The 13,719-nt window shown below is 71.0% G+C and carries 11 protein-coding genes; 7 read left to right on the top strand and 4 right to left on the bottom strand.

Translation table 11 applies throughout. The features are described from left to right. Positions 1-27 precede the first annotated feature (27 nt). The gene (locus CFW40_RS24925) at positions 28-1,191 is read left to right on the top strand and encodes a glycosyltransferase (RefSeq protein WP_088800118.1); all 1,164 of its coding nucleotides are present in this window, start codon (positions 28-30) and stop codon (positions 1,189-1,191) included. After that, positions 1,188-2,189: an SDR family NAD(P)-dependent oxidoreductase gene (locus CFW40_RS24930; protein ID WP_088800120.1), complete on the top strand. Its 1,002-nt coding sequence runs from the start codon at positions 1,188-1,190 to the stop codon at positions 2,187-2,189. The genes CFW40_RS24925 and CFW40_RS24930 overlap by 4 nt, the downstream gene beginning before the upstream one ends. A gap of 58 nt (positions 2,190-2,247) precedes the next feature. On the opposite strand, the gene CFW40_RS24935 is transcribed toward CFW40_RS24930, so the two are convergent. Continuing rightward, a complete protein-coding gene (locus CFW40_RS24935; protein WP_088800122.1) occupies positions 2,248-2,892 on the bottom strand; it encodes a TetR/AcrR family transcriptional regulator in 645 nt (214 codons plus the stop codon). A gap of 403 nt (positions 2,893-3,295) precedes the next feature. On the opposite strand from CFW40_RS24935, the gene CFW40_RS24940 reads away from it, so the two are divergent. From CFW40_RS24940 to CFW40_RS24960, 4 genes are all read left to right on the top strand, one after another. Further along, the gene (locus CFW40_RS24940) at positions 3,296-4,270 is read left to right on the top strand and encodes a tetratricopeptide repeat protein (protein ID WP_088800123.1); all 975 of its coding nucleotides are present in this window, start codon (positions 3,296-3,298) and stop codon (positions 4,268-4,270) included. 611 nt (positions 4,271-4,881) lie between these two features. Further along, on the top strand, positions 4,882-5,499 hold the full coding sequence (locus tag CFW40_RS24950; RefSeq protein WP_086716891.1) for a DUF6230 family protein: 618 nt from the start codon (positions 4,882-4,884) through the stop codon (positions 5,497-5,499). A 131-nt stretch (positions 5,500-5,630) separates the two neighbouring features. After that, positions 5,631-6,197 carry a DUF6114 domain-containing protein gene (locus tag CFW40_RS24955; RefSeq protein WP_088800125.1) on the top strand — a complete coding sequence of 189 codons (567 nt, stop codon included), beginning with the start codon at positions 5,631-5,633 and terminating at the stop codon, positions 6,195-6,197. A gap of 85 nt (positions 6,198-6,282) precedes the next feature. Beyond that, positions 6,283-7,470, top strand: coding sequence for a hypothetical protein (locus CFW40_RS24960; RefSeq protein ID WP_371127079.1), 1,188 nt, complete (start codon positions 6,283-6,285; stop codon positions 7,468-7,470). A 111-nt stretch (positions 7,471-7,581) separates the two neighbouring features. Here the strand turns inward: CFW40_RS24960 and pyk are convergent, their stop codons facing one another. The 3 genes from pyk to pta form a co-directional block, all read right to left on the bottom strand. Next, a complete protein-coding gene (gene pyk, locus CFW40_RS24965; protein WP_088800128.1) occupies positions 7,582-9,009 on the bottom strand; it encodes a pyruvate kinase in 1,428 nt (475 codons plus the stop codon). A 61-nt stretch (positions 9,010-9,070) separates the two neighbouring features. Beyond that, on the bottom strand, positions 9,071-10,306 hold the full coding sequence (locus CFW40_RS24970; RefSeq protein ID WP_088800130.1) for an acetate kinase: 1,236 nt from the start codon (positions 10,304-10,306) through the stop codon (positions 9,071-9,073). 55 nt (positions 10,307-10,361) lie between these two features. Then, on the bottom strand, positions 10,362-12,446 hold the full coding sequence (gene pta, locus CFW40_RS24975) for a phosphate acetyltransferase (RefSeq protein WP_088800131.1): 2,085 nt from the start codon (positions 12,444-12,446) through the stop codon (positions 10,362-10,364). 230 nt (positions 12,447-12,676) lie between these two features. On the opposite strand from pta, the gene CFW40_RS24980 reads away from it, so the two are divergent. Beyond that, on the top strand, positions 12,677-13,702 hold the full coding sequence (locus CFW40_RS24980) for an ATP-dependent 6-phosphofructokinase (protein WP_088800133.1): 1,026 nt from the start codon (positions 12,677-12,679) through the stop codon (positions 13,700-13,702). Positions 13,703-13,719 lie beyond the last annotated feature (17 nt).

The raw sequence follows: 13,719 nt of genomic DNA on the forward strand, positions 1-13,719 counted from the left end.
TTAGGGCGTATCGCGAGCGTGGCGGCCATGCGCACACCACTCTCCGTCGTGATCGGTGCGGGCGGCACCGGCGGCCACATCTATCCGGGACTCGCTCTCGCCGACGCGCTGCGCCGGGCCGTGCCCGATGCGGTGATCTCCTTCGTCGGGACCGAACGCGGCCTGGAGACAGAGCTGATCCCCCGGGCCGGATACCGGCTGCACACCGTCGACATGATCCCCTTCGACCCCTCGCTCGGCGCCCGACGCTATCTGCTGCCGGCCGCGCTGCTGCGCTCGGGTGCCCAGTGCCGGGCTCTTCTCAAGGAACAGAAAGCCCAGGTCGCGGTCGGTATGGGCGGTTATCCCAGCGCCCCGGTGATCGTCGGGGCCAAGATGGCCGGGCTGCCGAGCCTGGTCCATGAGTCCAACGCGGTGCCCGGCCGGGCCAACAAGTTCGCGGCCCGGCTCACCCCGCACCTCGCCCTCGCCTTCGACCGCAGCCGCGCGCACCTGGCCGGCGGCGGGCGGGCCGAGACGGTCGGCATGCCGCTGGTGGGGCCGCTGGCCGAGCTGGACCGGGCGGGCCTGCGGCCCACCGCCCGCCGGGCCCTGGGCGTACCGGACGGCGCGCGGCTGCTGCTGGTCAACGGCGGGAGCCTGGGAGCCGCCCGGCTGACCGAGGCGGCGGTGGGGCTGGCCGGCCGCTACCGGGCGCGCGGTGACCTGCGGCTGCTGATCAAGACCGGGCCCGCGGCCCTGGAGCGGACCCGGGCCCTCCTGGCGGCGAACGGCGGGGACGCGGTCGCCGAGGCCGTGCCGTACCTGGACCGGATGGATCTGGCGTACGCCGCCGCCGATCTCGTGGTGTGCCGGGCCGGTTCGGCGACCGTCGCCGAGCTGGCCACCATCGGGATGCCGGCCGTCCTCGTGCCGTACCCGCATGCGCCGGGCGACCACCAGACCCATAACGCCCGGGTGCTCTCGGACGCCGGGGCGGCGCTGTTGCTGCCCGACCCGCAGACCACGGCGGAGCGGCTGGACGCCCTGGTCACCCCGCTTCTCGACGATCCCGCCCGGCTCGCCGCGATGGCCGCGGCCGCCGACCCGGGCACCCATGCGCGGGCCGCCGGCCTGCTGGCCGACAAGGTGCTGGCGCTCGCCGGTCACCCGCAGGTCCACCACCACCCCACGATGAAGGAGTCAGCATGAACAGCACGCAGCAGTGGACGGGCCGCCGGGTCCTGGTCACCGGGGCCGAGGGGTTCATCGGCTCGACCCTGGTCGACATGCTGGTGGCGGCGGGCGCAGAGGTGCGCGCGTTCGTCCACTACAAGCCCTATGCCGAAAAGGGAAATCTGGCGCACTATTTCGTGCCGGGCGGCCCGGTCGAGATGGTCGCGGGTGATGTGCGCGACGCGGGCCGGGTGAGCGACGCCGTCGAGGGCTGCGACACGGTCTTCCATCTGGCCGCGCTGATCGGGATTCCGTACAGCTACGACTCGCCCGGCGCGTATGTGCAGACGAACGTCGTCGGGACGGAGAACGTCGCCCAGGCGTGCCGGCGGCATGCGGTGCGGCGGCTGGTGCACACCTCCACCAGTGAGGTCTACGGGACCGCGCTGACCGCGCCGATCGGCGAGGACCACCCGCTGCAGCCGCAGTCGCCGTACTCCGCCTCGAAGATCGGCGCGGACATGATGGCGCTGTCGCACCGGCACGCCTTCGAGCTGCCGGTGACGGTGGTGCGGCCGTTCAACACCTACGGCCCCCGGCAGTCCGCGCGCGCCGTGATCCCCACGATCCTGGCCCAACTCCACGCGGGCGCCCGGCAGATCAAGCTGGGCTCGCTCACCCCGACCCGCGACTTCACCTACGTCACGGACACCGCGGCCGGCTTCCTGGCGCTGGCCGACTGCGACCGGGCGCTGGGCGAGGTCGTCAACCTCGGCACCGGGCGGGAGATCGCCATCGGGGCGCTCGCCGAGGCGCTGATAGCGGCATCGGGACGGGACGCCGAGGTCGTGGTGGACCCGGCGCGGCTGCGGCCGGCCGGCAGCGAGGTCGAGCGGCTGCTCTCGGACAACTCCCGGGCCCGCGAGTGGGCTTCGTGGCGGCCGGAGGTGTCCCTGGAGCAGGGGCTGAAGCGGACGTCGGAGTGGGTGGCCGACAACCTCCACCTGTTCGCGGCGGACCGCTACCAGGTCTGACCGGTGCCGCGGCGGGGCGCCCCGGTGCCGCGCCGCGGCCGGCGCCGGCCGGCCGGGCTCAGCCCTGGTCGCCCAGACCGGAGAGCCCGGTGAGGAAGAGGGCCGTGAAGTCGCGCCCCCACGCGGCGTCCACGGGCTCCCCGCTGACCAGGGTGCGGTGCACGATCGCCCCGGCGATCACATCGAAGATCAGGTCCATGTTGCGGGTGGCGGCCCGCTCGCCGTCCGCACCGGGGCCGTCCGGGGGCAGCTCGCCGCGGGCCTGGGCGCGCGAGCGGCCGAGCAGGACCAGCCGCTTCTGGCGGTCGACGATCGCCGAGCGGATCCGTTCGCGCAGCGCCTCGTCGGCGGTGGACTCGGCCACCACGGCCATCAGCGCCGTCTTGGTCTCCGGCCGCGCGAGCAGCGCCCCGAACTGCAGCACCACGCCCTCGATGTCGGACTGCAAGGAGCCCCGGTCGGGGAGTTCGAGCTCGTCGAAGAGGACCGCCACGGCGTCCACGACGAGCTCGTTCTTGTTGGCCCAGCGGCGGTAGAGCGTCGTCTTGGCGACACCGGCGCGGGCCGCCACATCGCTCATGGTCAGCCGCCCCCAGCCCAGATCGACGAGTGCGGCCCGGGTCGCGTCCAGGATCGCGAAATCGGTCTCGGCGCTGCGCGGGCGGCCCGTGCGGCCCTTCCGGGAACTGGCGGAGTGGTGCATGCGGGCGACCATACCGGGCAGTACGGGAGATGCCGCCCGTGAGGCAGATCACGCCTCACGGGGCCGGGCCCGGTGGTGATCCGGGACCGACGGCGAGTTACGCTACAGGTCGTAGCGTAAGAGTGACAGCCACTGGCCGTGGGTGGGGACCCGCGGCCGCGCACGACGGTCCTTCCTCGGGACCGCACACCGGCCCTCCTCGGGGCCACCACGGGCAGCGGCCCTGGACGTACGCCGGCACTCCGGCGGGGCGTACGGACGGGGTGCGGCGCCCGGCACACGGCCCCGGTGGCGGCACCGGACCGGCCCTTCGCAGCACCGCCGCACGACCGATCGCATCGCAGACCGCAGCGCTTTCCGGATCGCTTTCCGGAACGGCCCGCCCAGGGGGGAGGATGGACCCATGCAGCCACGCAATATGTCCATGAGTGGAGTCGTCGACCTCGCAGCGGTGAAGTCGGCGGGGGAAGCGAAGCAGAAGGCGGAGCAGGCACGTGCCGAGGCCGCCCGTACGGGCCGGGCGCCCGCGAGCGGTGCCCGCCTGGTGTTCGACGTCGACGAGGCAGGGTTCCAGCAGGACGTCCTGCAGCGCTCGACCGAGGTCCCGGTCGTCATTGACTTCTGGGCCGAGTGGTGCGAGCCGTGCAAGCAGCTGGGTCCGCTGCTGGAGCGCCTCGCGGGGGAGTACGCCGGCAAGTTCGTGCTGGCCAAGATCGACGTCGATGCCAACCAGATGCTGTTCCAGCAGTTCGGGGTGCAGGGCATCCCGGCGGTCTTCGCGGTCGTCGCGGGGCAGCCGATCCCCCTCTTCCAGGGCGCGGCCCCGGAGTCGCAGATCCGCCAGGTGCTCGACCAGCTGGTGCAGGCCGCCGAGCAGCAGTTCGGCATCGTGGGGGCGCCCATCGACCCGCAGGCCGCGGGCGAGGCGGAGCAGGAGGCCGAGGCTCCGGCGCCGGCCGGCCCCTATGACGCACTGCTGGAGGCCGCGAACCAGGCGCTGGACTCCGGCGATCTGGGCGGTGCCGTCCAGGCGTACAAGAACGTGCTCAACGACGACCCGGCCAACCCGGAGGCCAAGCTCGGCCTGGCGCAGGCCGAACTCCTGCGCCGGGTGCAGGATCTCGACCCGCAGGTGGTGCGCAAGGAGGCCGCGGAGAACCCGGCCGATGTGCCGGCGCAGATCCGCGCCGCGGACCTGGACCTGGTCGGCGGGCACGTCGAGGACGCGTTCGGCCGGCTGGTCGACGCGGTGAAGCGGTCGGCGGGTGAGGACCGGGAGGCCGCGCGGGTGCGGCTGCTGGAGCTGTTCGAGGTCATCGGCGCGGAAGATCCGCGGGTGACGGCGGCGCGTACCGCGCTCGCCCGGGTGCTGTTCTGACGGCTGTCTTCGGACTCGTCCGCTTCTGACCAGTACCGCCTCCGCGAGTTGCCCGAACAAACGACACAGCGGCCACGTTTTACCAAAACTTGGTAATCGTGGCCGCTGTTACTTCAAGTAAGCCCGAGCGGCCCCCTTGCGGCACTGTGTCCGCAATTGCCCAATGTCCCCTCACTGTTAGTGGCGACGTTGTGTGTCCACTTGATTTCGGTGTGTCGTGGCGTGTTTATCGGGCCGTTACCCGCAAGTAACGAGCCCCTTGTGCCGCGGCTCCGAATGGACCACGATCGGCCACGCTCGGTCCATTCCCGCAGCCCGGCATCCGGTCGGTGTCGCGGGGTACTTGGGTCCCCACCGAGTGGTCGGCGGCAGGTGTCGCCGGCGGTGGACAGGGGGGTCTCTGCCCCACCCGGCAGGGCCTGTCCAGGAGGTTGCGCGAGAGCGTGGCCAGTGGTTGTCGCTCGGGGGTGATCGCCGGTGTTCGGAACACGATGTGCCTCCGAGACAGGCGCTCTCCTTCCCGAGGACGTAGCACTTCTCCCATCCCAGGCACGGCTGTCCCAACGGGGGCGGCCCGTACCGGAGATGTACGTCCGAGAAGGAGGAAAGTCATGGAGTCCCTGGCTCGTGGCGGGACCAGATGGAAGCGGTTCGCCGTCGTCATGGTGCCGAGCGTCGCGGCGACCGCCGCGATCGGTGTCGCCCTCTCGCAGGGTGCGCTCGCGGCATCGTTCAGCGTGTCCGGCCAGCAGTTCAAGGTCGCTACCGACCGGCTGGACGGCACCGGGTTTGTTCAGTACGGAGCCATTGACGCCCAGAAGGGCGGCAAGCAGGTCCCGGTGGCGGTCTCGGGGTTCTCGAACGCCAAGATCAAGAACCTGTGCCAGTCGGTAGTCGTGCCGGTGCCGGTCTTCGGCGATGTGTCGATGAAGCTGTCGGCCGGTGGCGGTGACACGCCCGTCGAGGCGAAGAACCTCTACATCGACCTGGACCAGCTGTCCGCGGACGCGACCTTCAACAACATCGACATCGGTGTTGCTGCGGGCTCGACGACCAAGGGCCCTGGCATGCACAAGGGCGACAAGGCCGACCCCGGCTCGTTCGCCCAGCAGGCCGAGTCGGCCACGCTGACCCACGTCAGGCAGCAGGCATGGGCCACGACGGCCGGAACGTTCAAGCTCAGCGGCCTGAAGATGAGCGTCGCCAAGGGCAAGAGCGAGTGCTACTGACGCACTGAGCGTGCGGGCGCGGGGCGAGCTGTGCGGCGTTCGCCGTTCCCCGTGCCCGTACGCCGGGTAGCGCCCGGTAGGACACCTCAGCACAGAACCACCGATTTGCCAGTCCCGAGGAGCTGTACGACATGAGCGCCGACACGCGACCACGGCTGATCGAGACCATCGGCCGGAAGCGGCTTTCGTTCCGGGAGTGGCGCGGACACCGCCCGTTCTGGGGCGGCATGCTGACTCTGCTGGCCGGCATCCCGATCATGTACATCCCTTACGCGAATCTCACGATCGGTTCCCTGACCGTCCGCATGGCGACCACCGCCGGCGCCGGCTCGCTGATCATCGGCGTACTGCTGGTCGTGCTCGGCCTGACCATGTGGTTCCAGCCCGCTTCGCGCGTTTTCGCGGGTGTGGCGGCGATTCTGCTCTCCCTCGTCTCCCTGGTCGTCTCGAACTTCGGCGCCTTCCTGATCGGCTTCCTCCTGGGGCTGATCGGCGGTGCGCTGGGAGTTTCCTGGGCACCGGGCAAGGCCGAGCGGAGCGGGGACGACGCCGAGGAGCCGGCCCGTAAGACGGTCGCCGGACCGGTGCTCGCCACGCACCCCGCGCCGGCCGACGGTCCCGGGTCGGGCAATGGACTGGACGACCTGTCAGGAACGAGCCCGACCAACGGAACGAACGGGAGGCACCGTGCCGGGTGACGAGCTGCCCGACAGCGCAGCTGCCGGGGCGAGAACCGGGCCGAGGCACGCGGCGCCGAGGAAGCCGCTGCTGACTCGGCTCCACGTGCCCGCGGGAAAGGCGATAGCCATCGCCGCCATGCCGTCCGCCGTGCTCATGGGCATGGGGCTGACGCCCCAGATGGCGATAGCCAAGCCGGCGCCCAAGAGCCCCTTCAAAGACGGCCCGTGCGTCACCGCCCCGGACAAGGTGGACGGCAAGGACGCGGGGTCCAAGGACGGTGCGGCGGACAAGAAGGACGACGCGCAGGGCAAGGACGACGCCAAGCCGTCCGGTGAGCCCTCCGCCTCGCCCTCGGCCGGCAAGGACGCCGGCAAGGCGCCCGAGCCCGCGCCCTCGGGTTCCTCGAAGACCGATGAGCCTTCGGGCTCCGCGACCCCGTCGCCGTCGTCCTCCGAGGAGAAGAAGGACGACGGGGGGCTGCTGGGCGGCATCGGTGACGCCCTCGGCGGTCTCCTCGGCGACAAGTCGAAGGACGACGACTCCTCGGCGTCGCCGAGCCCGTCGGCCTCCGAGCCGGCCTCGCCGAGCCCTTCGCCGTCCGCGTCCAAGGACTCCGGCTCCGCCACCGACAAGGTCACCAAGCCGGTCACGGACACGGTGGGCGGCCTCAAGGACGGCGCGGACAAGGCCGGGGACGCCGTCAAGAACGGGTCGAAGACGGTCAACGACACCGTCCACGGCGCGGTGGGCGCGGCGGACAACGCCCTGCCCGGCGGCGGCCTGGACGGCAAGGACGCCAGCGGGAAGAAGTCCTTCCCCTGCGTCGTCGAGAACAAGCAGAAGGGCAAGGCCGAGCAGACTCCCGCCACCCTGCCCGACGACCCCTGGCATCTGGAGTCCAGCGCGCTCACCCTGCGCGGCCTGAACTACGAGGGCGTCGTCAATGTCCAGACACAGAACGGCCACACCAAGCAGGCCCTGAAGTTCACCGCCGACAGCGTCGACATCGGCGATCTGCACCAGATCGTCGACGACCCGACGTCCGGCAAGCACTACCACGTCCAGGGCGCACCGGGCTCGACGTCCACGATCCGCGGCGGCAAGGTGACGATGTACACCGAGCGGCTGCAGGGCAACCTCTTCGGTCTGATCCCGATCGTCTTCGACCCCGAGCACCCGCCGCCGATCAACGTCCCGTTCGCCTACTTCACCAAGGTGAAGATCGACCAGGCGGGCCAGTTCGGCGGCAATCTCCACATCCCGGGTCTGCACCAGTCGATCACGGACTGAGGATCCCCGGCCGCGGGCCGGGGATCACCGGCCCTTCCGGGAGCCGCAGAAAACGGCGGTGGGCCGTCCCCTTGCGGGGGCGGCCCACCGCCGCTCCGTGTGCCGGGGGCGTCAGGCCTGCTCGCCGCCGAGGTGGTGCACCCGGACCATGTTGGTGGTGCCGGGGACGCCGGGGGGCGAACCGGCGGTGATCAGCATGGTGTCGCCCTCGCTGTAGCGCTTGAGCTTGAGCAGTTCGGCGTCCACCAGGTCGACCATCGCGTCGGTGTTGTCGACGTGCGGCACGACGAAGGCGTCGACACCCCAGCTCAGCGTGAGCTGGTTGCGGGTGGACGCCTCGGTGGTGAAGGCAAGGATGGGCTGGGCCGCGCGGTAGCGGGAGAGGCGGCGGGCGGTGTCACCGGACTTGGTGAAGGCGATCAGCGCCTTGCCGTCCAGGAAGTCCGCCATCTCGCACGCCGCGCGGGCCACCGAACCGCCCTGCGTACGCGGCTTCTTGCCGGGCACCAGCGGCTGCAGGCCCTTGGAGAGCAGTTCCTCCTCGGCCGCCTCGACGATCTTCGACATCGTCTTGACGGTCTCGATCGGATAGGCACCGACGGACGACTCGGCGGAGAGCATCACCGCGTCGGCGCCGTCGAGGATGGCGTTGGCGACATCGGACGCCTCGGCACGGGTCGGCCGGGAGTTGGTGATCATGGACTCCATCATCTGGGTCGCCACGATCACCGGCTTGGCGTTCCTGCGGCACAGCTCCACCAGGCGCTTCTGCACCATCGGGACCTTCTCCAGCGGGTACTCCACCGCCAGGTCACCACGGGCGACCATGACGGCGTCGAAGGCCATCACGACCTCCTGCATGTTGGCGACCGCCTGCGGCTTCTCGACCTTGGCGATGACCGGGACCCGGCGGCCCACCTCGTCCATGACGCGGTGCACGTCCTGGACGTCCTTGGCGTCCCGCACGAAGGACAGCGCGACCATGTCGCAGCCCATCCGCAGGGCGAACTTGAGGTCTTCGACGTCCTTCTCGGACAGCGCGGGGACGTTCACCGCGGCGCCGGGCAGGTTGATGCCCTTGTGGTCGGAGATGACCCCGCCCTCGATGACGATGGTGCGCACCCGCGGGCCGTCGACCTCGACGACCTGGAGGGCGACATTGCCGTCGTTGATCAGGATCGGGTCGCCCTTGGACACATCGCCGGGCAGGCCCTTGTAGGTCGTGCCGCAGATGGTCCGGTCGCCGGGGACGTCCTCGGCGGTGATGACGAACTCGTCGCCGCGCACCAGCTCCACGGGGCCGTCGGCGAAGGTCTCCAGACGGATCTTGGGGCCCTGCAGGTCGGCCAGCACACCGACCGCGCGGCCGGTCTCCTCGGAGGCCTTGCGGAGGCGGTGGTACCGCTCCTCGTGCTCCGGCTGGGTCCCGTGGCTCATGTTGAAACGGGCCACATTCATGCCGGCCTCGATCAGCGTCTTCAGCTGCTCGAAGGAGTCGACGGCGGGGCCCAGGGTGCAGACGATTTTGGAACGGCGCATGGGCGGAATCCTATCGGTTTGTTTAGCGGCGGAATATTTCGGTAGGCGGAAACACCGAGACCTAGGCGCTGACCAGGGCGTATGTCTGCTGGGCGATCTCCAGCTCCTCGTCCGTGGGTACCACGGCGACCGCAACCCGGGCGTACTCCGGGGAGATCAGCCGGGGCTCGTCGGACCGTACGGCGTTGAGCGAGGCGTCCACGGCCATCCCCATCTCCTCCAGGCCCGCGACGGCGGCCTCGCGCACCGGGGCGGCGTTCTCCCCGACGCCCGCCGTGAACGCCACCGCGTCGACCCGGCCGAGCACCGCGCTGTAGGCACCGATGTACTTCTTCAGCCGGTGGATGTAGATGTCGAAGGCGAGCGCGGCACGCTCGTCACCCTCGTCGATCCGGCGCCGGATCTCCCGCATGTCGTTGTCGCCGCACAGCCCGATCAGCCCGCTCTTCTTGTTGAGCAGCACGTCGACCTCGTCCTCCGACATCCCCGCCACCCGCTTGAGGTGGAAGGTGACCGCCGGGTCGATGTCGCCCGAGCGGGTGCCCATGACCAGGCCCTCCAGCGGGGTCAGCCCCATCGAGGTGTCCACGCAGCGGCCGCCGGCCACCGCCGAGGCGGAGGCGCCGTTGCCCAGGTGGAGCACGATGACATTGACCTCGGAGGGGTCCTTGCCCAGCAGCGCGGCGGTCTTGCGGGAGACGTAGGCGTGCGAGGTGCCGTGGAAGCCGTAGCGGCGGATGCGGTGCGCGTCGGCGGTCTCCATGTCGAGGGCGTAGCGGGCCGCGTACTCCGGCATCGTGGCGTGGAAGGCGGTGTCGAAGACCGCGACCTGCGGCAGGTCGGGGCGCAGCGCGCGGGCGGTCCGGATGCCGGTGATGTTGGCCGGGTTGTGCAGCGGGGCGACCGGCACCAGCCGCTCGATCTCCTTCAGCACCGCGTCGTCGATCACGGTCGGCTCGGTGAACCGCAGCCCGCCGTGCACCACCCGGTGCCCGATCGCGGCCAGCTGCGGGGAGTCGAGGCCGAGGCCGTCGGCGGACAGCTCCGCGGCGACGGCCTTCAGCGCGGCCTCGTGGTCGGCGATCGGGCCTTCCGTCTCGCGCTTGTCGCCCCCGGTGGCCAGCGGGGTGTGGACCAGGCGGGAGGTCTCCTCGCCGATCCGCTCGACCAGGCCGACGGCGAGCCGGCCCGCGGCACAGCCGCCGGCCGACTGCGCGTCGGTCATGTCGAGCAGCTGGTACTTCAACGACGAGGAGCCGGAATTGAGGACGAGGACGCGGGTGCCGGTGGCAGTCATGGAGCGCTTTCCGATGGGGGGCGGGGACGGGGGAGCGGCCGGGTCAGGCGGTGGGTCAGGCGCCGGGACGGGCGCCCTGTGCCTGGATGGCGGTGATGGCCACGGTGTTCACGATGTCCTGGACCAGGGCGCCGCGCGAGAGGTCGTTGACCGGCTTGCGCAGCCCCTGCAGGACCGGGCCGACGGCGACCGCACCGGCCGAGCGCTGCACGGCCTTGTAGGTGTTGTTGCCGGTGTTGAGGTCCGGGAAGATCAGCACGGTGGCCTTGCCGGCCACGTCGGAGTCGGGGAGCTTGGTCTGGGCGACCGCCGCGTCCACCGCCGCGTCGTACTGGATCGGGCCCTCGACCAGCAGGTCGGGGCGCAGCTCGCGGACGATCTCGGTGGCCTTGCGGACCTTGTCGACGTCCGCGCCGGAGCCGGAGGTGCCGGTGGAGTACGAGAGCATCGCGATCCGCGGCTCGACGCCGAACTGGGCGGCGGTGGCGGCCGACTGGATGGCGATGTCCGCCAGCTGTTCGGCGTCCGGGTCCGGGTTGACGGCACAGTCGCCGTAGACCAGGACCCGGTCGGCCAGGCACATGAAGAACACCGAGGACACGATCTGGGCGCCCGCCTTCGTCTTGATGATCTCGAAGGCGGGCCGGATGGTGGCGGCGGTGGAGTGCACCGCGCCGGAGACCATGCCGTCGGCCAGGCCCTCCTGGACCATCAGGGTGCCGAAGTAGGAGACGTCCGCGACCACGTCGAAGGCCAGCTCGATGCTGACGCCCTTGTGGGCGCGCAGCGCGGCGTAGCGCTCGGCGAACCGCTCGCGCAGCCCGGAGGTCTGCGGATCGATGATCTGGGCGCCCGACAGGTCGATGGCGAGATCGGCGGCGCGCTTGAGGATCGCCTCCTCCTCGCCCAGCAGGGTCAGATCGCAGACATCGCGGCGCAGCAGCACGTCGGCGGCCCGCAGCACCCGCTCCTCGCTCCCCTCCGGGAGGACCACCCGGCGGCGGCCGGAGCGGGAGCGCTCGATCAGCTCGTGCTCGAACATCATCGGCGTGACCCGGCCGGAGCGGGCGACGGAGATGCGGTTCGTCAGCTCCACGGTGTCCACATGCCGCTCGAACAGGCCGAGCGCCGTCTCCGCCTTGCGCGGCGAGGCTGCGTTCAGCTTGCCCTCGATCGCGAACAGCTCGCCGGCGGTCGGGAAGGATCCGCCGGGCACGGAGATGACCGGGGTGCCGGGGGCGAGGCGGCCGGCCAGCGCCATGATGTCGGGGCCGGGCCGCTCGTCCAGGGTGAGCAGCACACCGGCGATCGGCGGGGCACCGGCGCTGTGCGCGGCGAGCGAGCCGATGACCAGGTCCGCCCGGTCTCCGGGGGTCACCACGAGCGCGCCCGGGGTCAGTGCCTTGAGGAAGGTCGGCAGCATGGCGCCGCCGAAGACGAAGTCCCTGGCGTCCCTGGCGAGGCCCGAGTCGTCGCCGAGCAGCACCTCGGCGCCGAGGGCGTGCACGATCTGGCCGACGGTCGGCGCGGAGAGCGAGCCGTCCTCGGGGAGCGCGTAGCAGGGCACGGGGAGCCGGGCGGAGAGCCGGTCGACGACGGCCTCGCGGTGCTCGGGGGCCACCCGGTTGACGACCACGGCCACGACATCGCAGCCCAGCGAGTGGTAGGCGCCGTAAGCGTTGCGGGCCTCGGCGCGTACGGACTCCGCCTCCTGGCCCTGGCCGCTCACGACGGCCAGCACGGCGGCGCCGAATTCGTTGGCGAGCCGGGCGTTGAGGTTCAGCTCGGCCGGGAGGCTGGTGGCCGCGTAGTCCGAGCCGAGGACCAAGACGTACTCGTAGTCCCTGGCCACGGCGTGAAAGCGGTCGACGAGCCGGGAGACCAGCTCGTCGGTGCCGCGTTCGGCCTGGAGGGCGGCGGCCTCCTCGTAGCTGAGGCCGTACACGGTGTCGGGGGACTGGGTGAGCCGGTAGCGGGACCGCAGCAGGTCGAACAATCGGTCGGGCCCGTCGCCGTGCGTCAGCGGGCGGAAGACCCCCACCCGGTCGACATGGCGGGTCAGCAGCTCCATGACCCCCAGCTCGACGACCTGGCGGCCGTCGCCGCGGTCGATACCGGTCACGTACACGCTCCGCGTCACGTGTGCTCTCCGATCCAGTCGATGGCCACAAGGTCAAAATAAGTCGTTATTGTGGGCGTGCCCCTCTTGACAATACCTATGTGTGTAGATAGGTCGCTCTCCCAGTTTCCCTTGCGGAGTCCGTGCGGGGACAGTGGGGGTGAGGTCCGTGGAGGAGGAGGGCGGGCCGTCCCGTGAAACAATCGGACCGGCTCACACGAACCGACAGCGAGCACAGGAGACCCAGCACGATGCGTATCGGAGTCCTCACCGCAGGCGGCGACTGTCCTGGTCTGAACGCTGTGATCCGGTCTGTTGTCCACCGTGCCCTCACCGGGCACGGCGACGAGGTCATCGGCTTCGAGGACGGCTTCAAGGGGCTGCTCGAAGGCCGCTACCGCAAGCTCGACCTCGAGGCGGTCAGCGGCATCCTGGCCCGCGGTGGCACCATCCTCGGCTCGTCCCGGCTGGAGCGCAACCGGCTCCGGGAGGCCTGCGAGAAGTCCAAGGACCTCTCCAAGGACTACGGCATCGACGTCCTGATCCCGATCGGCGGCGAGGGCACCCTCACCGCGGCCCGGATGCTGGCGGACGCCGGGATGCCGGTCGTCGGCGTCCCCAAGACCATCGACAACGACATCTCCTCCACCGACCGCACCTTCGGCTTCGACACCGCCGTCGGCGTCGCGACGGAGGCGATCGACCGCCTCAAGACCACCGCGGAGTCGCACCAGCGCGTCATGGTCGTCGAGGTGATGGGCCGGCACGCCGGCTGGATCGCGCTGGAGTCCGGGATGGCCGGCGGCGCCCACGGCATCTGCCTGCCGGAGCGTCCCTTCGATGTGAACGACCTGGTCAAGATGGTCGAGGAGCGCTTCGCCCGGGGCAAGAAGTTCGCGGTGGTCTGTGTCGCCGAGGGGGCCCACCCGGCCGAGGAGACCATGGACTACAAGAAGGGCGTCATCGACCAGTTCGGCCACGAGCGGTTCACCGGCATCGGCAACCACCTCGCCGTCGAACTGGAGAAGCGCCTCGGCAAGGAGGCCCGCCCGGTCATCCTCGGCCACGTCCAGCGCGGCGGCACCCCCACCGCGTACGACCGGGTGCTCGCCACCCGCTTCGGCTGGCACGCCGTCGAGGCCGCGCACCGCGGCGACTTCGGCCGGATGACCGCGCTGCGCGGCACCGACATCACCATGGTGCCGCTGCACGAGGCGGTCACCGAACTCAAGACGGTGCCCGCGTGGCGGATGGACGAGGCCGAGTCGGTCTTCTGAGCCCCGCTGCTCCCCGG

Origin of the sequence: Streptomyces sp. 2114.4, from assembly GCF_900187385.1 — a bacterium.
In the GTDB taxonomy this organism is placed as follows: Bacteria; Actinomycetota; Actinomycetes; order Streptomycetales; family Streptomycetaceae; genus Streptomyces; species Streptomyces mooreae.

What these genes read in the sequence shown, in the direction of transcription:
- CFW40_RS24925 (WP_088800118.1), top strand. Translation starts at nt 28, where the DNA reads ATGCGCACACCACTCTCCGTCGTGATCGGTGCGGGCGGCACCGGCGGC.
- CFW40_RS24930 (WP_088800120.1), top strand. Translation starts at nt 1,188, where the DNA reads ATGAACAGCACGCAGCAGTGGACGGGCCGCCGGGTCCTGGTCACCGGG.
- CFW40_RS24935 (WP_088800122.1), bottom strand. Translation starts at nt 2,892, where the DNA reads ATGCACCACTCCGCCAGTTCCCGGAAGGGCCGCACGGGCCGCCCGCGC.
- CFW40_RS24940 (WP_088800123.1), top strand. Translation starts at nt 3,296, where the DNA reads ATGCAGCCACGCAATATGTCCATGAGTGGAGTCGTCGACCTCGCAGCG.
- CFW40_RS24950 (WP_086716891.1), top strand. Translation starts at nt 4,882, where the DNA reads ATGGAGTCCCTGGCTCGTGGCGGGACCAGATGGAAGCGGTTCGCCGTC.
- CFW40_RS24955 (WP_088800125.1), top strand. Translation starts at nt 5,631, where the DNA reads ATGAGCGCCGACACGCGACCACGGCTGATCGAGACCATCGGCCGGAAG.
- pyk (WP_088800128.1), bottom strand. Translation starts at nt 9,009, where the DNA reads ATGCGCCGTTCCAAAATCGTCTGCACCCTGGGCCCCGCCGTCGACTCC.
- CFW40_RS24970 (WP_088800130.1), bottom strand. Translation starts at nt 10,306, where the DNA reads ATGACTGCCACCGGCACCCGCGTCCTCGTCCTCAATTCCGGCTCCTCG.
- CFW40_RS24980 (WP_088800133.1), top strand. Translation starts at nt 12,677, where the DNA reads ATGCGTATCGGAGTCCTCACCGCAGGCGGCGACTGTCCTGGTCTGAAC.